Origin of the sequence: Microbacterium sp. NPDC058021, assembly GCF_042885955.1 — a bacterium.
GTDB lineage: Bacteria > Actinomycetota > Actinomycetes > Actinomycetales > Microbacteriaceae > Microbacterium.
The window spans coordinates 381,162-400,214 of sequence record NZ_JBHVRF010000003.1 but is presented as its reverse complement, the minus strand read 5'-3'; the positions used below and the strand labels follow the sequence as shown (position 1 = coordinate 400,214).

Annotated in this window: 18 protein-coding genes; 13 read left to right on the top strand and 5 right to left on the bottom strand. The window is 71.0% G+C overall.

The genetic code is table 11. The features are described from left to right. Positions 1–50 precede the first annotated feature (50 nt). The 5 genes from ACFVR6_RS08780 (at position 51) to ccsB (ending at position 4,896) form a co-directional block, all read left to right on the top strand. On the top strand, positions 51–683 hold the full coding sequence (locus ACFVR6_RS08780; RefSeq protein WP_386961401.1) for a histidine phosphatase family protein: 633 nt from the start codon (positions 51–53) through the stop codon (positions 681–683). Further along, entirely contained in the window at positions 683–1,309 is a 627-nt protein-coding gene (locus ACFVR6_RS08775; RefSeq protein WP_386961398.1) for a TlpA family protein disulfide reductase, read from the top strand. The genes ACFVR6_RS08780 and ACFVR6_RS08775 overlap by 1 nt, the downstream gene beginning before the upstream one ends. After that, positions 1,306–2,055: a cytochrome c biogenesis CcdA family protein gene (locus tag ACFVR6_RS08770; RefSeq protein WP_386961395.1), complete on the top strand. Its 750-nt coding sequence runs from the start codon at positions 1,306–1,308 to the stop codon at positions 2,053–2,055. Before ACFVR6_RS08775 ends, ACFVR6_RS08770 begins: the two co-directional genes overlap by 4 nt. Then, positions 2,036–3,748, top strand: coding sequence for a cytochrome c biogenesis protein ResB (locus tag ACFVR6_RS08765; protein ID WP_386961392.1), 1,713 nt, complete (start codon positions 2,036–2,038; stop codon positions 3,746–3,748). The genes ACFVR6_RS08770 and ACFVR6_RS08765 overlap by 20 nt, the downstream gene beginning before the upstream one ends. Positions 3,749–3,843: 95 nt before the next feature. Then, entirely contained in the window at positions 3,844–4,896 is a 1,053-nt protein-coding gene (ccsB, locus tag ACFVR6_RS08760) for a c-type cytochrome biogenesis protein CcsB (RefSeq protein ID WP_386961390.1), read from the top strand. Between the two features lie 124 nt (positions 4,897–5,020). Here ccsB and ACFVR6_RS08755 read toward each other — a convergent pair whose 3' ends face one another. Together ACFVR6_RS08755 and ACFVR6_RS08750 are read right to left on the bottom strand one after the other, a co-directional pair. Beyond that, positions 5,021–7,063 carry a YhgE/Pip domain-containing protein gene (locus tag ACFVR6_RS08755; protein WP_386961387.1) on the bottom strand — a complete coding sequence of 681 codons (2,043 nt, stop codon included), beginning with the start codon at positions 7,061–7,063 and terminating at the stop codon, positions 5,021–5,023. Further along, complete coding sequence (locus tag ACFVR6_RS08750; RefSeq protein WP_386961384.1) at positions 7,060–9,891, bottom strand: MMPL family transporter; 2,832 nt, start codon at positions 9,889–9,891, stop codon at positions 7,060–7,062. The genes ACFVR6_RS08755 and ACFVR6_RS08750 overlap by 4 nt, the downstream gene beginning before the upstream one ends. A 128-nt stretch (positions 9,892–10,019) precedes the next feature. Here ACFVR6_RS08750 and ACFVR6_RS08745 point away from each other — a divergent pair, with 128 nt between their 5' ends. Further along, positions 10,020–10,637 (top strand): TetR/AcrR family transcriptional regulator, encoded by a 618-nt coding sequence (locus ACFVR6_RS08745; protein ID WP_386961381.1) that lies wholly within the window; start codon positions 10,020–10,022, stop codon positions 10,635–10,637. Here the strand turns inward: ACFVR6_RS08745 and ACFVR6_RS08740 are convergent. Beyond that, the gene (locus tag ACFVR6_RS08740; RefSeq protein WP_386961378.1) at positions 10,630–11,622 is read right to left on the bottom strand and encodes an o-succinylbenzoate synthase; all 993 of its coding nucleotides are present in this window, start codon (positions 11,620–11,622) and stop codon (positions 10,630–10,632) included. The genes ACFVR6_RS08745 and ACFVR6_RS08740 overlap by 8 nt on opposite strands. A 102-nt stretch (positions 11,623–11,724) precedes the next feature. On the opposite strand from ACFVR6_RS08740, the gene ACFVR6_RS08735 reads away from it, so the two are divergent. The 4 genes from ACFVR6_RS08735 to ACFVR6_RS08720 all read left to right on the top strand — a co-directional run bounded on the left by ACFVR6_RS08735 (position 11,725) and on the right by ACFVR6_RS08720 (position 14,051). Beyond that, positions 11,725–12,060 carry a PadR family transcriptional regulator gene (locus ACFVR6_RS08735; RefSeq protein ID WP_386961375.1) on the top strand — a complete coding sequence of 112 codons (336 nt, stop codon included), beginning with the start codon at positions 11,725–11,727 and terminating at the stop codon, positions 12,058–12,060. 2 nt (positions 12,061–12,062) lie between these two features. Then, on the top strand, positions 12,063–13,031 hold the full coding sequence (locus ACFVR6_RS08730) for a permease prefix domain 1-containing protein (protein WP_386961373.1): 969 nt from the start codon (positions 12,063–12,065) through the stop codon (positions 13,029–13,031). Between the two features lie 64 nt (positions 13,032–13,095). Then, on the top strand, positions 13,096–13,245 hold the full coding sequence (locus ACFVR6_RS08725; protein WP_386961370.1) for a hypothetical protein: 150 nt from the start codon (positions 13,096–13,098) through the stop codon (positions 13,243–13,245). A gap of 5 nt (positions 13,246–13,250) precedes the next feature. Continuing rightward, entirely contained in the window at positions 13,251–14,051 is an 801-nt protein-coding gene (locus ACFVR6_RS08720; RefSeq protein ID WP_386961367.1) for an LLM class F420-dependent oxidoreductase, read from the top strand. A 93-nt stretch (positions 14,052–14,144) separates the two neighbouring features. Here the strand turns inward: ACFVR6_RS08720 and ACFVR6_RS08715 are convergent, their stop codons facing one another. Then, the gene (locus ACFVR6_RS08715; protein ID WP_386961364.1) at positions 14,145–15,278 is read right to left on the bottom strand and encodes a Fic family protein; all 1,134 of its coding nucleotides are present in this window, start codon (positions 15,276–15,278) and stop codon (positions 14,145–14,147) included. Positions 15,279–15,563: 285 nt separating this feature from the next. On the opposite strand from ACFVR6_RS08715, the gene ACFVR6_RS08710 reads away from it, so the two are divergent. The 3 genes from ACFVR6_RS08710 (at position 15,564) to ACFVR6_RS08700 (ending at position 18,684) form a co-directional block, all read left to right on the top strand. After that, a complete protein-coding gene (locus ACFVR6_RS08710; protein ID WP_386961361.1) occupies positions 15,564–16,463 on the top strand; it encodes a 1,4-dihydroxy-2-naphthoyl-CoA synthase in 900 nt (299 codons plus the stop codon). A gap of 7 nt (positions 16,464–16,470) precedes the next feature. After that, positions 16,471–17,628: an AMP-binding protein gene (locus ACFVR6_RS08705; RefSeq protein WP_386961358.1), complete on the top strand. Its 1,158-nt coding sequence runs from the start codon at positions 16,471–16,473 to the stop codon at positions 17,626–17,628. A 78-nt stretch (positions 17,629–17,706) separates the two neighbouring features. Next, the gene (locus ACFVR6_RS08700; protein WP_386961355.1) at positions 17,707–18,684 is read left to right on the top strand and encodes a 1,4-dihydroxy-2-naphthoate polyprenyltransferase; all 978 of its coding nucleotides are present in this window, start codon (positions 17,707–17,709) and stop codon (positions 18,682–18,684) included. Between the two features lies 1 nt (position 18,685). On the opposite strand, the gene ACFVR6_RS08695 is transcribed toward ACFVR6_RS08700, so the two are convergent. After that, entirely contained in the window at positions 18,686–18,973 is a 288-nt protein-coding gene (locus ACFVR6_RS08695; RefSeq protein ID WP_386961352.1) for a DUF4229 domain-containing protein, read from the bottom strand. Positions 18,974–19,053: the final 80 nt, after the last annotated feature.

The window sequence follows — 19,053 nt, the reverse complement described above, 5'->3', positions numbered from 1 at the left end:
TCCCCGCACGCTCAGCGCGTGCACAGATCCGACCCCCGTAGACTTGCCGGGTGCCTGCCGATCGCCTCCACCTCGTGCGCCACGGCGAGGTCCACAACCCCGCGCGCGTGCTCTACGGGCGACTCCCCGGCTTCGGGTTGAGTGTCGACGGCCGCCGCATGGCGCGCCAGGCAGCCGAGTACATCCAGTCGCTCGAGAGACCCGTCGGGAGCCTCGTCTGCTCGCCGCTGCAGCGCACCCGCGAGTCGTCGGAACCGTTCACCGAGCTGTTCGGGCTCGAGCCGCAGATCGACGAGCGCGTGATCGAGCCCACCAACGTCTTCGAGGGTCGCCGCATGAAGCGGGCCCTCGCCAACCCGGTCAACTGGCGTCACCTGCGTGCCCCCGACCTGCCCAGCTGGGGCGAGCCCTACCTGCAGGTCGTGGCCCGCATGGATGCCGCGATGCGCGACGCGTGGGATGCCACCGAGTCCGGCGACGGGGTGATCGTGTCGCACCAGCTGCCGATCTGGGTGACCCACCTGGCCGTCACCGGTGCCCTGATGCGGCACAACCCCACGCAGCGTCGGTGCGCCCTGTCGAGCATCACGAGCTTCACCCTCGCCGAGGACGGGACCTGGTCGGAGGTCGCGTATGTGGAGCCGGCGACCCTGTCGGGCGCCGTGGATGTGGGAGCGGTCTGATGTCACGTGACCCGAATCGTCGCCGCCGCGTGCGGTCGGTCGCCGCTGCCCTGGTCGCGGTGGCGCTGACGGCCGGTCTCGCCGCCTGCACCGGTGAGAACGACGACCTCGTCGACGCCTACCGCGAGGGGGACACCTCCGGGTTCGTCTCCCGCGACTTCGCCACGAGCGAGATCGCTCCCGACGAGCGCGAGGAGCCGATCGTCTTCTCCGGCACCGCTGTGGACGGCGGCACGATCTCCAGCGACGATCTGGCCGGCGACGTCGTGGTCGTCAACTTCTGGTACGCCGGCTGCGGCCCGTGCCGCGCCGAGGCGCCGTACCTGCAGGAGGCGAACGAGGAGTTCGCCGACGAGGACGTCTCGTTCCTCGGCGTCAACATCTACGACGAGGCCGCCACCGCGGCATCCTTCGACCGCACCTACGGCATCACCTACCCGTCGGTGCTCGCCCACCGCGACCCCGACCTCAAGCTCGCCTTCGCCGAGGTGACCTCGCTCCAGGCGGTGCCGACGACCCTCGTGCTCGACGCGCAGGGCCGGTTGGCCGCGCGCATCATCGGTCAGCTGCAGGACGCATCGATCCTCACCACGATCGTGGCCGACGTGCGCGCGGAGACGTCGTGAACCCCTTCGCGATCGTCTTCGACGGCGCGCTGTGGCTCGCGATCCCGATCGCGGTGCTCGCCGGTCTCGTGTCGTTCCTCTCACCCTGCGTGCTGCCGCTCGTCCCGGGTTACCTGGGCTTCCTCGGCGGCGCCGTCCCCGAGCGCACCGGCGGCACGCGCACGAAGAACCGCTCGCGGCTGCTGTGGGGCGTGCTGCTGTTCATCGCCGGGTTCACCGCGGTGTTCGTGACGATCTTCGTGCTCGGGGGCACGTTCGGCCAGCTGTTCATCCAGTATCAGGACCCCATCACCCGGGTCCTCGGCGTCGTCGTGATCCTGCTGGGGCTCGTGTTCATCGGCGTGTTCGGCGTCGCCCAGCGCAGTTTCCGCCCGCGCATGCGCGAGAACCTCGGTCTTGTCGGGGCTCCGCTGCTCGGCGTCGCGATGGGCGTCGGCTGGGCCCCGTGCATCGGCCCGACCATGACGGCGATCCTCGCGATCTCGATCAACCAGGGCGACCCGGTGCGTGCCGGCATCCTCGGGGTGGCCTACTCGATCGGCCTGGGCGTTCCATTCATCCTGCTCGCCATCGGCTTCGGCTGGGCGACGCGGTCGGTCGCCTTCTTCAAGCGCCACATCCGCGCCATCAACATCACCGGAGGGGTGCTGCTCATCGCACTCGGACTGCTCATGGTCACAGGCGTCTGGACCGATCTCATGTCGCGGCTCGGGGCGGTGATCGGCAGTGTCCAGCTCCCGCTCTGACCGAACCACGCCCGCGGAGCCGATCGACGGCCCGCTGCGCCCGACCGACCACGCCGACGGCGACGCGCCCGATGGCATCCGTCAGCCCACCCTCGGGTTCGTCGGCTGGCTGCGCTGGGGCTGGCGACAGCTGACGAGCATGCGCACGGCCGTCGTGCTGCTGTTGCTGCTCGCGATCGCCGCGATCCCCGGCTCCATCGTGCCGCAGCGCACGGCCGACCCCAACGGCGTCACCCAGTACAAGAGCGACAACCCCGACCTGTACCCGATCCTCGACAGCCTGAGCCTGTTCGACGTGTACGCGTCGCCGTGGTTCTCGGCGATCTACCTGCTGCTGTTCGTCTCGCTGATCGGCTGCGTGATCCCGCGCACCAAGCACCACTGGAAGGCGATGCGGTCGCGTCCGCCGCGCACTCCCGCGCGCCTCGCGCGCCTGGATGACCACACCGAAGCGGTCGTGCAGCTGCCGGAGGGGGCGGATGCCGAGGCCACCGCCGCCGAGGCCGTCGACCTCGCCGCCGATCAGCTGCGCCGCGCCGGTTACCGCGTGGAGCGCTACGACGGCCGGGGCACGTTCTCGGTGTCGGCCGAGCGCGGGTACCTGCGTGAGACCGGCAACCTCGTCTTCCACGCGTCGCTCGTGGGCGTGCTCATCGCCGTGGGCGTCGGAGGGGGCTACACCTACACCGGGCAGGACGTGCTGGTGGAGGGGCAGAGCTTCGTCAACACCCTCGCCGACTACTCCTCGTTCAACCCCGGTCGCTTCGTCGACACCGAGACGCTGCCGCCGTACTCGATGACCCTCGACGAGTTCCAGGTCAGCTACATCCCCGCCGGCGAGCAGGGGGCGGGACAGGCGGGCGATTTCGCCGCGATCCTGACCACCCGGGTGCCGGGGCAGGAGGAGAAGGCCGGCGAGGTGCGGGTCAACCACCCGCTCGACCTCGAGGGCGACCGCATCTACCTGATGGGCAACGGCTACGCGCCGACCCTGACGGTGCGCGATGCGGAGGGACTCGTCGTCTTCAGCGAGTCGGTGCCGTTCCTGCCGCAGGACGCGAGCATGACCTCCCTCGGCGTCGTCAAGATCACCGACGGGATGCCCGAGCAGCTGGGCCTCATCGGCTTCTTCTACCCGACGGCCGCGACCCTCTCGACCGGGGCGCTCACATCGGTCTACCCCGACCTCGTCAATCCCGTGCTCACCCTCGACGTCTACGCCGGGGACCTCGGCATCGATGACGGCACGCCGCGCTCGGTCTACACGCTCGACCCGGAGGGCATGGATCAGCTCACCGGCCGCGCCGTCGACGTCGATTCGATCGAGCTCGCCCCCGGCGAGACCGCGGATCTGCCGGACGGGCTCGGCACGATCACGTTCGAGAACGCGTCGCCCGCCGGGGCGGACGGCTACGCCGAATCGGTTCCCCGCTTCGCGTCGCTGTCGATCCACCGCGACGTCGGCGCCCCGTGGGTGCTGCTGTTCGCCGTGCTCGCGACGCTCGGTCTGCTCGTCGCCCTCTTCGTGCCGCGCCGGCGCATGTGGGTGAAGGCGACCGTCGCCGGGAAGACGGTGCGGCTCGAATACGCGGGCCTCGCCCGCGGTGAGGATCCGACGCTGCGCGCGGCCGTCGACGACGTCGCCCGCCGCCACGGCGACGCCCTCGAAGCGCGCCTGCGCGCCACCGACTGACCCCGCGGCGGCGCACTTCCGCGGCGCCGCCGCCCCCATGAACCGCGCTCCGCCGCCCCGAATCGGCGCGACGCGCCCGACGTAGACTGGATGCCATGCCTGCCACCGAAGCGCTCTCGCTCGACGACGTCTCCGTGCTGCTGGTGTGGACGGCCATCGTCATCTACGCCCTCGCGTTCATCGCCTACGCCGTCGACCTCGCCCGCCGTTCGGACCAGGCCATCAAGGCACAGGACGAGCGCGTGCGCGAACTCGTCGGCGCCGGCGGCGTCGCGAACGGCGAGGGCCTCAGCGACCTGCGCGCGCAGGAAGCGGCATCCGCTGCCGCACTCGACGCGCGTCCGGGCCAGCGCGCGCGCTACCTGTGGGCACGCATCGCCACGGCGCTGACCTGGCTCGCCTTCCTGTTCCACGTCGCCGCCGACGTGCTGCGCGGCATCGCCGCCGAGCGCGTGCCGTGGGCCAACATGTACGAGTTCGCGCTGACGGGCACGATGCTCATCGTCGCGGTATACCTCGGTGTGCTGTTCCGCTACGACCTGCGCTTCCTCGGCGCCTTCATCACGGGGCTCGTCGTGGTGCTGTTGGGAGGGGCGACCCTGGCGTACTACGTCGAGGTGCAGCCGCTGATGGATCCGCTCAAGAGCGTGTGGCTCGTGATCCACGTGTTCGTGGCATCGCTCTCCACGGCGTTCTTCGCCCTCGCGTTCGCGCTGTCGGTGCTGCAGCTGTTCCAGGCACGTCGTGAGACCCGCGCCCGCGCCGCCGCGACGGTTGCCGTCGATGCCGCCGTCTCGCGCCCCGCCCGTTCGGGGTTCCTGCGCATCCTCCCCGGCGCCGACGCGCTGGAGTCGCTGGCGTACCGCTTCGCGATCATCGGCTTCATCTTCTGGACCTTCACCCTCATCGCCGGCTCCATCTGGGCCAACGACGCGTGGGGCCGTTACTGGGGCTTCGACACGAAGGAAGTGTGGACCTTCGTCATCTGGGTGCTCTACGCGGGCTACATCCACGCCCGCGCGACGCGCGGGTGGCGGGGCACGCGGTCGGCGTGGCTGTCGATCATCGGCTTCGCGACCGTCATCTTCAACTTCACGATCGTGAACCAGTTCTTCAAGGGGCTGCACGCCTACAGCGGCCTGGAGTGACCCGCGGGGAATCTCACCAGAACAGGTGATCTCACCGGAACAGGTCGTTCCGTGGGGCATCGTCCTGTTGCGGTGAGTCTTCCTGCGGCGGGGAGGGGATGCCGGCCGGCGCCGGCCCCCTCGCTCAGGCGACGGCCAGCACCTGCCGCGCCGACGTGGTGCGCCGGCGGGCGACGGCCACGGTCGTCGCGATGAACGCCAGCGCGCCCCAGAACACGAGGCCGAGCACCCCGGCACCCACGCCGCCCGCGGCGGTGAGCGCACCGACCAGCGCGTTCGAGGCGGGCCCGGTCGGCAGCAGGGCGGCGATCGAGGTGAGCACCCCGGGCACCGTCGAGACGATGCCGGTGGCGATCGCGAGCACGCCCACCAGGGCGGCGATCCAGCGTCCGGCGCCGCCGAACACGGCCACGAGCGCCTGGTTGACGGCGGCGAACGCGACGCCCGCGACCACGCACACGAGCGCGAACAGCGACCAGTCGGCCCAGTCGTACCCCGCCGCGAACTGCACGACCGCGGCCACGAGCACGCCCTGGGCCGCGCCGATCACGGCAGCCGGGGTCAGCGACCGCAGCGCGAGCAGCGCCGACGGGCGGCGCGAGGTGAGGGCGTGCGACGACACGGCGCGCAGCACCACGAACGAGCCGAGACCGCCGAACCACAGGGCGAGGGTCACCAGCAGCGGCACCGCGGTCGCACCGAACAGGTCGGTGCCCACGCCCGCAGTCGCGACCGGGTCGGCCACGACCGAGGCGAGATCGGCTGCCGTCTCGTCGGTGTAGGACGGCAGTGAATCGGCCGCTGTGCCGATGCCCTCCGCCAGGGTGTCCACCCCGGAGGCCAGCTGGCCGGCACCGTCAGCCAGCTCCGTGCCGCCGTCGGCGGCTGCCGTCGCGCCGGAGGCCAGCTCGTTCGCGCCGCCCGCCAACTGGCCGGCACCGGACGAGAGCTCGCCGGCACCGGCCGCGAGCTGCTGCACGCCGCCGGCGGCCTGCTGAGCGCCCCCGGCGAGGGCCTGGATGCCGCCGGTGAGCTGCCCGGACTGGCGAGCCAGCTCGCCGAGCCCCGCGCCGAGCGCCGGCAGCTGGTTGAGCCCGTCGAGTCCCACAGCGATCGTGCCCGCCTGCCCGACGAGCGCGAGCGCGGTGGGGAGGGAGTTCTCGGCGGCTTCGGCCGCAGCGGTGATGTCGGCGCAGAGTTCGGGGGTGCCGGTGGCCGTGCACTGGTCGGCGAGGATCCGCAGCTGCGCGGCGGAGTCGGTGAGCTGCTGCGAGATCGCGGTGCTGTCGGCGGCGATCGCGTTGGCGGCATCGATGAGTTCCTGCGGCACCTGCGCCTCGGTGGGGAATTGTCCGGCGATGGCGCCGAGGGCGGCGGTGATCTGCGCAGATCCGTCGGCGAGCGTCGTGGCGCCGCCCGCCCATTCGCGCAGGCCGTTCGCGGCCGTCGTGGCGCCGCCGGCGAGACCGGCCGCCCCGTCGGCGAGACCCTGTGCACCCGTGGCGATTCCGTCGGACCCGGTGGCGAGCTGACGGATGCCGTCGGCGAGGCTCACCGCTCCGGTCGCGGCGGACTGCGCACCGTCGGCGAGCTCAGCGGCGCCGTCGGCCGCCTCGCCCAGCTGGTCGCCGAGGGTCGTGAACCCCAGGAACACGTTCTCCAGGTAGACCTGCGACAGCTGGCTGCCCATGAGCGCCGCCGCCGCGCGGGTGACCTGCGCCGTGATGGCGTCGTCGACGACGAGGTTGTCGGGGGCGGTGGTCACCGTGATCGTCGCCTGCTCGGGCGTCTGCCCGGGCGCGGTCGACGTGGCGGCCGCGGAGAAACCCTCCGGGATCGTCACGACGGCGGTGTAGTCGCCGTCGGCGAGGCCCGAGCGTGCGTCGTCGGTGTTGGTGATCGTCCACGTCGGGTTGCTGGGGGTGTCGTCGCTGCCCTCGACCAGGCCCGCGATGAGCTGGCGGCCCAGCGGCACCATCTGACCGTCGATCGTCACAGGCTCGTCGTCGTTGACGACGGCGACGTTGAGCGCGTCGAGTCGCTCGACGGGGTTGTACAGAGCCGCGACGAGGATGCCGCCGATGAGGGCGGGCAGCAGCAGCACGCCGAGCAGGGTGCGCCAGGTGATGGGGCCGCGCGAACGGGCGCGCTCGATGGGGAACGTCATGCGTTCACCTCGCTTTCTGCCGTGACGGTGTGCGCGGGGGAGGTGCTGTCACCGATCGGCCGGTCGTGCAGGTGGAGCGTGCTGATGCCGGTGCCGCGCGCGTCGGCGAGCACCGCGGCGGCAGTGCCGCCGGGGCGACCGGACGCGACGACGGTCAGTGTGGACCGCGGGTCGCCCGAGCGGGCCGAGAGGGCGGATGCCGCGTCACGCAGGATCGCGGCGGCGGCGCCGGCCTCGGCGGGGGAAAGCAGGTCGAGCCCGTCGATCGCGACCACGCGCGGCGACCCGGCGAGGGCGCGGCGCAGCTCCGCGCCGGCGTCGGGCGCGCCGTCGAGGAGCGCTACCCCGACGTGCGAGCGCACCCACGCCCCGCGGCCGGGAAGCAGGTGCCCGGCGACACGGAGCAGGCCCGCGTCGGGGGCGACCCGGCCGGCGACCATGAGCACGAACGCGCGGGCGGCGGCGCGGTCGTCGGCGTCGACGAGCAGCGTGCCGCCGTCGTCGAGGTGGAACGAGGCCTCGGCGAACACGGTGCGCTGCGTCCCGTCACGGTCGGTCGCGTGCAGGGCCACGTCCTCGCCGGCGACGGCGGCGGGGCGTTCGGGCCAGTTCGCGGTGGCGAGCTCGCGCTCCACCGCCTCGCCCTCGATGTCGAAGTGCGGGAGCGAGCGGTCGAGCCACCGCGGCATCCACCACGCCTTCTCGCCCAGCAGCGCCATGACCGCCGGCACCAGCGTCATGCGCACGAGGAACGCGTCCACGGCGATGCCGGCGGCCAGGCCCAGCGCGATCGGTTTGATGGACGAATCGCCCTCGGGGACGAACGCCGCGAACACCGCGAGCATGATGACCGCGGCGGCCGTCACGACGCGGGCAGACGCGGTGAAGCCGGAGCGCACGGCGGCGATGGCGGTGTGCCGGTCGTCCCGGCCCCCACGCGCCCGCCGGGCGTGAACATAGTCCTCGCGCATGCGGGACACGAGGAAGACCTGGTAGTCCATCGCGAGGCCGAAGAGCACACCCATGAGGATGATCGGCATGAAGCTGATCACCGGTCCCACGCGGGTGACGTGGAGGAGGTCGGCGAACCAGCCCCATTCGAACACGGCGGCCACGACACCGAACGAGGCGGCCACCGAGAGCAGGTAGCCGGCGGCGGCGGTCAGCGGCACCCAGATCGAGCGGAAGACGATCGCCAGCAGCACGAGCGAGAGCCCGACGACGAAGATGCCGAACGGCACGAGCGCCGCACCCAGGCGGTCGGAGATGTCGATGCCGACGGCGGTGTACCCGGTGACCTTCAGGTCGACGCCGTACTCCTCGAGGAAGCGATCGTGCTGGGCGCGCAGCTCCCGCACGAGGTCGGCGGTGGCGGGATCGTCGGGCCCGGTCTCGGGGATCAGCTGGATGAGGCCGGTGTCGGCGGTCTCGTTCGGGGTGGCCAGCACTACGTCCTTCACACCCGGGATGGCCGCGACCTCGTCGCCCAGGTCCTGCATGAGGGTGAGCGGGTCGGTGGAGGTGACGATCGTCCCCGTGAGGATCAGCGGACCGTTCTCACCGACCCCGAAGTGCTCGGCGGTGAGGTCGTACGCCTGGCGCGCCTGGCTCGACGTCGGCTGCACGCCGGCGTTGGGAAGGGCGAGGGTGAGGGATGCCGCAGGGATCGCCACGACGCCGAGGCCCACGATGACGGCGACGGTCGTCAGCACCGGGTGGCGGGTGACGGCGGTCACCCAGCCGTGGGCGAACCCGCGGCGGGTGCGGGCGGGGCGGCCGGCGCGCGTGCGGCGCGTGCGACGCGGCCAGCCGGCGACCCGGCCCTTGGCGAAGCCCAGGAGCGCGGGGGTGAGGGTGACGGCCACCGCCACGGCGATGGCGACCGCCACTGCGGCACCGATGCCCATCGTGGTGAGGAACGGGATGCCGGCGAACGAGAGCCCGATGAGCGCGATGAGCACCGTGACGCCGGCGAAGACGACGGCCGAGCCGGCCGTGCCCGTCGCGCGGGCGGCGGACTCCTCCGGTTCCACGCCGTCTCGCACCTGATCCTGATGCCGCGCGACGATGAACAGGGCGTAGTCGATGCCGACCGCCAGCCCCAGCATGATCGCCAGCATCGGCGTCGTGGAGGAGATCGACGCGAACGCGGTCGCCGCGTAGATGAGCGCGATCGCGAGCCCCACGCCGATGAGGGCGCTGACGAGGGGGAACCAGGCGACCACGAACGAGCGGAAGGTGACGATCAGCACGAACAGGGCGATGAGCACGCCCACCGCCTCGATGAGCGACAGCGCCGGGATCGACGCGGCGAACAGGTCGCCGCCCAGCGCCACCTGAGCCTCCGCGGGCAGCGCGGCGCGCAACTCGTCGGTGATCTCCCCGAGCGCGTCGGTGGTCGCGGGCGACACCGACGTCGCCTGCCCGTCGAACTGCAGCGTCATGATCGCGGCTCGACCGTCGTCGGACACGAGGCCCGTGATCATCTCGTCGAACGGGCTCGTCACCGCCAGTACGCCGTCGAGGTCGGCGAGTTCGGTGAGGGTGTCGTCGATGGCATCCGCGTAGGGGGCGTCGGTGACCTCGGCCCCGTCGGCGGCGACGACGATGATCTGCGCGCTCGTGCCGCTGGCCTGCGGGAAGGTGCGTTCGAGCAGTGCGATGCCCTCCTGCGCCTCGGTGCCGGGGATCGAGAACGCGTTGTCCGTCCCCTTCATGAACAGGCCGGCACCGGCACCGGCGAGCGCCAGCAGCAGCAGCCACGACACCAGCACCCGCCAGGGGTGACGGTACGACCAGCGGCCCAGGGAGAACAGCAGAGTGGACACGGCAGCCTTCGGATCGTCGTCGGAGGTTTCGATACAGCGGTGTATCCAATACGTAGGTGTATCGTAATTGCCGCAGAGACCGCGAGCCTGAGCGGTTCATGTGAAGACGGGGAACGGGGTGAATCAGGATGCGACCGACCACACGCAGCCGCGAGAACACCCGCGGTCGGCTCATGGATGCCGCCCTCGAGGTGTTCGCCGAGGTGGGCCTGGACGGAGCGTCGGTCGAAGCGGTGTGCGAGCGCGCCGGGTTCACCCGAGGAGCCTTCTACTCCAACTTCGCCTCGAAGAACGAACTGTTCCTCGCCCTCGTCGCCCGGTTGGCGGAGGGCAAGCTCGAAGAGGTCGAGAGCCGCGTGCACGAGTTGGAGGCGGGCGAGGTGCCGCCGGATCCCACCGAGCTGGTGCGACGGGTCGTCGGCCTGTCGCTCGACGACATGGACCCCGCCCTCGTCAGCGAGATCCGCGCGCAGGCGCTGCGCGACCCGCAGATGGCTGCGGCCTACCTCGCGTGGCAGGACGGTCTCATCGCACGCATCGCCGAGATCGTGTCGGGCCTCGTCGACGTCTACGGGCTACGGCTGCGGCTGCCCGCCGAGGAGGTGGCTCGCCTGTTCGTGGAAGTCGCCGACGACACGAGCGCGCGAGCGGCGTTGCTGGGCCTCGGCAAGGAGGAGGCCGGCGAGATGCTCCATGGGCGCGCCGAGCGCCTCGCGACCGCGCTGGTGGATCCGCCGCTCAGCTGACCTGCGCGAGCAGCGCGTGGCAGCGCGCGACGCGGTCGAGCCACCAGGCGCGTCGATCGGCGGATGCCGCGTGGGCCGCCAGGGCATCGGCCTCCGGCTCGACGCGGCCGATGGGGAGCGATCCGCCCTCGGGCGAGAGTGCCGGCGCGGTGATGTCGCCGGTGAACAGCGCGGCCGTCCCCAGCCCGCAGTCGAAGTCGAGCTGCGGCAGCGCGGCCGCGAGGGCGACCCCCATCGACAGGCCGATCGAGGTGTCGAGGGCACTGGAGACGACCGCCGGCAGGCCCGCCTCCGCGACGATCTCGAGGGCGCGGTGCACGCCGCCCAGCGGCTGCGCCTTGACCACCACGATGTCCGCCGCGCCTGCTCGCGCCACCGCGAGCGGATCCGCGGCTTTGCGCACGCTCTCGTCGGCGGCGATGGGGATGCCCATGTAGCGGATGCGGCTGCGCAGTTCCACGAGCTCGGGGACGCTCGCGCAGGGCTGCTCGACGTACTCGAGGTCGTACTCGGCCAGCGCGTGCACGGCGTGCTCGGCCTCGTCGACGTTCCACGCGCCGTTGGCGTCGAGGCGCACGCGGCCCTCGGGGCCGAGCGCCTGACGCACGGCGCGCACGCGCGCGACGTCGTCGGCGAGCGTCTGGCCGGGTTCGGCGACCTTGACCTTGACGGTGCGGCATCCGTCGAACCGGGCGAGCACCTCGTCGACGCGGCTCGCCGCCACGGCGGGCATGGTGGCGTTCACCGGCACGCGGTCGCGCAGCGGCGCGGGGGAGTCCCGCCAGCCGAAGTCGATCGCCCCGGCCAGCCAGGTGGCCGCCTCGGTGTCGTCGTACTCGGCGAACGGGGAGAACTCGGTCCAGCCGGCCGGTCCGCGCAGCAGCACCGCCTCGCGCACGTCCACGCCGCGGAAGCGGGTGGCCAGCGGCAGGGCGACCACGACGGCGCCGTCGAGCAGTTCCGGGAGCGGGGGGAGAGGGGTCACCCCTTCATCCTGGCCCGATCGTCGGCCGGCCGTCGGTGCCGCGCGAGCGCTCGCGAGAATTGTGATGGACAATAGTGTGTGACGCACAGTACAGTGTGAAGCATGAGCGAGACGGAAGCCCTCGAGACGCACCTGCAGGAGCTGCGGCGCGGCACGATCGTGCTCGCGTGTCTCCGCCTGCTGCGGGATCCGGGCTACGGCTACGGGCTGCTGGAGGAACTCAACCGGCGCGGCTTCGACACCGACGCCAACACGCTGTATCCGCTGCTGCGCCGCTTGGAGAAGCAGGGGCACCTCACGAGCGAGTGGAACACCGACGAGGCCCGGCCTCGCAAGTTCTACCGCACCACCGCCGCCGGTCGACGACTGGCCGGCGCCCTCACCGACGACTTCACGGCGATCGCCGACGCGATCGCCGCCCTCCCCGAGGAGAACTGACGATGAACGTCACCGCAACTCTCACCGACCGCTACGTCGAGACCGCGATGCGCACCGTGCCGGAGAAGCAGCGTCCCGACCTCGCCGCCGAGCTGCGCGCGTCGATCGAAGACCAGATCGATGCCCGCATCGCGGCCGGCGACCCCGCAGACGAGGCCGAGCGCGCCGTGCTCACCGGCCTCGGTGACCCCGATGCGCTCGCCGCCCAGTACACCGACCGGCCGCTCTGGCTCATCGGCCCGCGGTACTACCTCACCTGGTGGCGGCTGACGAAGCTGCTCTGGGCCATCGTGCCCGCCTGCGCCGCGTTCGGTGTCGCCCTGGCCCAGATGCTCGCGGGGGCGGGCATCGGCGAGGTCATCGGCGCGATCGTGCCGGTCGTGATCTCCGTGATCGTCAACATCGGCTTCTGGACCGCCCTGGTGTTCTTCATCATCGAGCGCAACGTCGGCGGTAAGGACATCGCCCTCGGCGCAGGCTGGACCCTGGATCAGCTGCCGGAGAAGAAGGAGCGGGGTGCGGGACTGTCAGACCTCATCGCGAGCCTCATCTTCCTGCTGCTGGCCGCCGGGGCGGTGGTGTGGGACCGGTTCGTGGGACTGGCCTACCTCGCCGAGGGGGACGGCTGGATGCCCGCCCTCGCGCCGGCGCTCTGGCCGGGCTGGATCCTGGGGCTGTTCGTCCTGATCGCCCTCGAGATCGCGCTCGCCGTCTGGGTCTACCTGCAGGGGCGGTGGACGCCGGCCGCAGCGGCGGCGAACGCCGCGCTGAACATCGCGTTCGTGGTGCCGCTGCTGTACCTGCTGACGCGTGACGAGCTGCTCAACCCTGCTGTGTTCCCGGCTCTTCTGCCGGCCGAGTCCGCGCAGACCGTCATGACGATCCTCACGCTGCTGCTGGGCTTCGGTGCCGTCGGCGTCGCCCTGTGGGACACCATCGACGCTTTCCTCAAGGCCCGCCGCGCTCGGTGACGCCGGGCGACGGAAGCAGCTGCCGCGCGGCGACGCCGACCAGGCGCTGCCCGCCGGTGCCTTCGTGACCCTGCGGGCGCGGATCGTCGGGCGATGGGGGATGGGCAGCGCGATCGCGAGCTCCCTGCTCGCGCTGGCGTGGGCGCTGCCGGTCGTGCTGCTCGCGCTCACCGGCGGCCTGTTCGATCCCGCGCGCGCGGCGCCCCTAGGCTGATCCCCATGCCTCTCATCGACACCCCCGTGCGCCTCGGCATCCAACTGCAGCCCCAGCACGCTGCGTACCCCGCCTTCCGCGACGCCGTGCTGCGGCTGGAGGAGATGGGGGTGGACATCCTGTTCAACTGGGACCACTTCTTCCCGCTGTCGGGAGACCCCGACGGGATGCACTTCGAGTCGTGGACCATGCTCGCCGCATGGGCGGAGCAGACCGAGCGTGTCGAGTTCGGGGCGCTGGTCAACTGCAACAGCTACCGCAACGCCGACCTGCAGGCCGACATGGCCCGCACGATCGACCACATCTCCGCAAAGGGCGGCACCGGCCGGTTCATCTTCGGCACCGGCGCCGGCTGGTTCGAGCGGGACTACCAGGAGTACGGATACGAGTTCGGCACGCCCGGCTCGCGGCTGCGCGACCTCGAGCGAGGGCTCGAGCGCATCGAGCGGCGCTGGGAGAAGCTCAACCCGCAGCCCACCCGCCGCATCCCCGTGATGATCGGCGGCAAGGGCGAGCAGAAGACGCTGCGTCTGGTGGCTCGTCACGCCGACATCTGGCACAGCTTCGTCGGCCCCGACGAGCTGCCCCACAAGCTCTCGGTCATCCAGAAGTGGGCCGACGTCGAAGAGCGCCCCGCGGACGGGCTGATCATCTCGAACGAGCTGAAGGACCGCGACGAGGACTTCGCCGATGCCCTCTACAGCGCGGGCGTGCGTCTGTACACGCTCGGCTTCCAGGGGCCGGACTGGGACTACGCGCTCATTGAGCGCTGGCTGCGCTGGCGCGATCGCAAGAACGACGCCTGACCGGAAAGGTGTGATTCAAGGCTCGATTCAGGCCGCAGCCTCTTGTAGAGAAGTGACCTCGCGCGGCGGAGGCCAACTGCGGCGGTCGACGACTCAGTCGTCAGCCAGCATCTTCGGGAGGTACCCAAGCGTGTCGAGCCGACGAATGAGACGCGGAGCGAGTGGCCCCCGGGAGAGCGACAGCCGATAGAACCGAGGCCCTTCTTCGGCTTGCTGGAGAAGCCCACGGTCAAGCAGGGCGCGAATCGACCTCGATCGATGTGACGCCGACCCCGGGATAACGTGCTCGAGGTCGCCAGCCTTGACGACGCCCAGCTCGAGCGTTCTGCGTAGAGCAGCCGCTTCCTCCGAAGAGACCAGTCCATCACGCCGTAGGGAGTCGAGCGCTGGCCCAACGAGCTGATCGGTGACGAAGTCGTGCTGCTGGAGTTGGACCAGCCGGGCGACGTCGTCGCGGATGCCGCGCACGAAGAACTCCGCCCACGCGACCGTCCCGGAGTCGGTGAGTCCGTCGGCGCGCTCAAGCGCCGAAATGTATGCATCCCGATTGTTGCCGAACACCGCAGTTGGGTTCAAAGCGCTGTGACCACGAGTCGCGAAGATGGTTTTGCGGAGCATCGCGTAGGTGAGCAGACGCGAGACTCGGCCGTTGCCGTTGCGGAAGGGGTGGATCCACACGAAGCGATGGTGCGCGATCGCAATCTGCAACATCTGCTCATGCATCGGGCGGTTCTCGTTCGCGAAGTCAAGCAGAGAAGTCATCTCCGCATGCACAGTCACCCAGGTTGGCGGCGTGTGGGCAGAGTTGGAGATCGCCACCTCCTGTTTGCGGTACGCCCCCGGAGTGGGATCGCCCTCTCGCATGAGTCCGCCGACCGTTCGTTTGTGCAACTCACGAATGAACGAGTGCGTGAGCGGCGCGTCTGCTTCCAGCTGATCGATGAACCGCGCGGTCTCCGCGATGTTGGAGATTTCGCGGAGGTGGTCTTCGCCCGTCCTGGTGGCGGTGTCGATCTGGTCGAGTGCATCGTAGACCGTCGTGTGGTTGCCCTCGATTCGAGCTGACACCACGCTCATGACCAGGTCGAAGAGTCGATGAAGCTCGACATAGGTGTCGGCGGGCGTGGTGCCTGTTCCGATGTCCGCGCGCAGGCGCTCGATCTCGAACAGGGTTCCCACGAGCTCGGAGCCGAAATCGAGACTTGGAATCGAGTACTTGCTGGTCATCAGTCTCCTTCTTGCTTCCTAGTTGCCCAGCTTTTTGCAAGCTACCACGCTGTAGCCGCATTTTTATGGTGCTTTTTCGTCTCACTGCTGAGTGACTAATTGCTCGATCGACGATCAGAACTTGACCACGACCTTCCAGGATTGTTGGCGGGCTCATCGTCTCCAAGAGCTGCGCGGCCGTGACGAGGAGCTCATCGAGCGCTGGCTGCGGTGGCGCGATCGCAAGAACGACGCCTGACCGCCGTCGGGCCTGACGACCGCGGCGGCCGGGAATAGGCTGGAGGCATGGTCTCCGAGCTGTTCGATCCGACGATGTGGCAGCCGGCGCCCGGCGCCGATGCCTACACCGACATCACCGCGCACGTGTCCGGCGACGGACGCATCGCGCGCATCGCGTTCGATCGGCCCGAGGTGCGCAACGCCTTCCGTCCGCACACCGTCGACGAGCTGTACCGGGCACTGGACATCGCACGGCAGGACTCCCGCATCGGCGTGGTGCTGCTCACCGGCAACGGACCGAGCCCCAAGGATGGCGGGTGGGCGTTCTGCTCGGGCGGCGACCAGCGCATCCGCGGCCGCGACGGCTACAAGTACGAGGGCGACGAGGCGTTCGTGCCCGACCCCGCCCGATCGGGGCGGCTGCACATCCTCGAGGTGCAGCGGCTCATCCGGTTCATGCCGAAGGTCGTGATCGCGGTGATCCCGGGGTGGGCTGCCGGCGGCGGGCACTCGCTGCATGTCGTCTGCGACATGTCGATCGCCTCGCGTGAGCAGGGCCGCTTCAAGCAGACCGATGCCGATGTCGGCTCGTTCGACGCCGGATACGGCTCGGCGTACATGGCTCGCCAGGTGGGGCAGAAGATCGCCCGCGAGGTGTTCTTCCTCGCCGAGGAGTACTCCGCCGATCGGGCGTACGAGATGGGGGCGGTCAACCGCGTCGTCCCGCACGCCGACCTCGAGCGCGAGGCGATCGCGATGGCGCAGACGATCCTGACCAAGTCGCCCACCGCCATCCGCATGCTGAAGTTCGCCTTCAACGCCGTCGATGACGGCCTGGTCGGCCAGCAGGTGTTCGCCGGTGAGGCGACGCGTCTGGCCTACGGCACCGACGAGGCCGTCGAGGGGCGCGACTCGTTCCTCGAGAAGCGCGATCCCGACTGGTCGCCCTACCCCTGGCACTACTGAGGCGACGATGAAGCTCGAAGCGGTCTCGGGCGAGGATCCCCGCGAGGTGCTCCGGGGGCTGCGGGCCGCGATCCACGGCACCGGTCCCGCACTCGGGCTCGGCATGGTCGAGTCGGCGCCGCGCGTGGTCGATGCCGGCACCGCCGTCGTCGTGACGACGTCGGGGTCGACCGGCGTGCCGAAGTCGGTCGTCCTCAGCCGCAGCGCCCTGACCGCCGGCGCCATGGCGACCGCGGCGCGCATCGGCGAGGGTGCGTGGCTGCTGGCGCTCCCGGCGTCGTACGTCGCCGGGCTGCAGGTTCTCGTGCGCGCGATCGTCTCCGGTCGGGAACCCGCCGTGCTGTCCGGCGCGTTCACGCCGCAGGCCTTCGCCGCGGCATCCCTCATGATGCTGTCCACTGAGCACGGCGAGCGCGTCGCGAGCTACACCTCTCTCGTGCCCGCACAGTTGACGAAGCTCCTCGACGCCGCCGAGCACGACGGCGCCGTGGCCGCGGCGCTGCGCTCGTTCGAGGCGATCCTCGTGGGCGGGCAGGCCCTGCCGCCGGCGACCCTCGAGCGGGCGCAGACCGCCGGCGCGCGGATCGTGCGCACCTACGGATCCACCGAGACCAGTGGCGGCTGCGTCTATGACGGCGTGCCGCTGGACGGGGTGCGACTGCGCATCGTCGAAGGCGAGGTGCAGGTGACCGGCCCCATCCTCGCCGACGGGTACCTCGACGAGCCCGAGCGCACCGCCGCGGCCTTCCCCCGCGACAGCGACGGCACCCGCTGGTACCGCACGGGCGACGCCGGCCTCCTCGCCGGCGGGGTGCTGCGCGTGCGGGGGCGACTGGACAACGTCATCGTCTCCGGCGGCATCAACGTGTCGCTGGACCGGGTGGAGCAGATCGTTCGCGACGTCCCGGGGCTCGCGGGCGCCGTCGTCGTCGCCGTTCCCGACGAGCGGTGGGGCGAGGCGTCGGTCATCGTCGCCGCCCGTGGCGAGGCGCTGCGCCGCAGCGAAGCCGATCGGCTCGACGCGGCCCGCGACGCGGTCGCCGCAGCGATCGGTCCGCACGCCCGTCCGTCGCAGCTCGTGCTGGTGGATGAGCTCGCGACCCTCACCAGCGGCAAGCCCGACCGCGAGGCGATCCGCCGTGCGGTGCGCGATCTCGCGCACTGACCACGCCCGGCGGCATTGACCCGTCAGCGCACACCGGCCGTCCACGGCCCCGACGGCGACCGCCTAAACTGACTGCTCGTGGCAGCACGCACCCGCAAGAAGCGCTCGACGTCGGCATCGAACCGCACGCCCCGCGGCAACCCGCAGAAGGCGACGGTCGCGCGCGGCCCGGTGGCGCCTCAGAAGGCGACGCTGCGGGACTGGATCGGCGCGGCGCGACTGCGCACCCTGCCGCTCGCGGTGACGCCGGTGCTCATCGGCACCGGCGCGGCGCTGCTGGTGGACCGCGAACTGCACTGGGTGCTCGCGCTGGCCTGCCTGGTCGTGGCCGTCGCGCTCCAGATCGGCGTGAATTACGCCAACGACTACAGCGACGGCATCCGCGGCACCGACGACCACCGTGTGGGCCCCGCGCGCCTGACCGCGTCACGCAAGGCGCAGCCGCGCACCGTGCTCATCGTCGCACTGGCGTTCTTCGGCATCGCCGCCGTCGCGGGCCTGGGCATCGTCATCCGCACACAGCACTGGTGGATGCTGGCGGTGGGACTGGTCTGCATCGTCGCGGCCTGGTTCTACACCGGCGGCAAGCGGCCCTACGGTTACGCGGGGCTGGGAGAGCTGTTCGTCTTCGTCTTCTTCGGGCTCGTCGCCACCGTCGGCACGACATTCGTGCAGGTGGGCGTGGTGCCGCAGGAGGCCTGGCTGGGTGCGGTGGGCGCGGGGCTGCTGGCGTGCGCCGTGCTGCTGGCGAACAACCTGCGCGACATCGACCAGGACCGCGTCGCCGGCAAGCGCACCCTGACGGTGCGCATCGGCAAGCGCGCCACGCAGGTGCTGTTCACCGTGTTCCTGCTCGTGCCGTTCGCCATCGCCGGGCTCCTGGCGCTGCTCTACCCGATCGCGTGGCTGTCGCTGCTGGCGCTCATCCCCGCCGCCGCGGCCATCCTGATCGTCTGGACCTACCGTGCCCCGCGGGAGCTGGTGGTGGCCCTCGGGGTGACGTCGCTGACGTCGGTCGCCTACGGCGCGCTGCTGCTGTGGGCGTTCGCGGCCTGACTCAGCGGGACGTCGAGTCGTCGCCGAGCGCGTCGCTGGCGGCATCCTCGGCGTCGGCGTCGTTCTCCGCGCCGGTGCGCCGGCCACGACGCTCGGGCAGGCCGGAGGTCGCCTCGGCGAGCGGGCGGCGCAGGAACAGCAACGACAGGCTGAGCCCGATGAGCGCGGCGAAGATCGCCGCGAGCCAGTAGTACTCCCGCAGCACCGGCGACAGCATCATGAGCCCGAAGGGCACCAGGAATGCCAACAGTCGCAGCACCGAATAGACGATCGCGGGGCGTGCTTTCACGTCTTCCATCCTAGGCGTCGGCTGGGTGCGGCTTCGGTTCGGTCACGGGAGGGCGACCGCATGCTCCAGCGCGCCTAGGA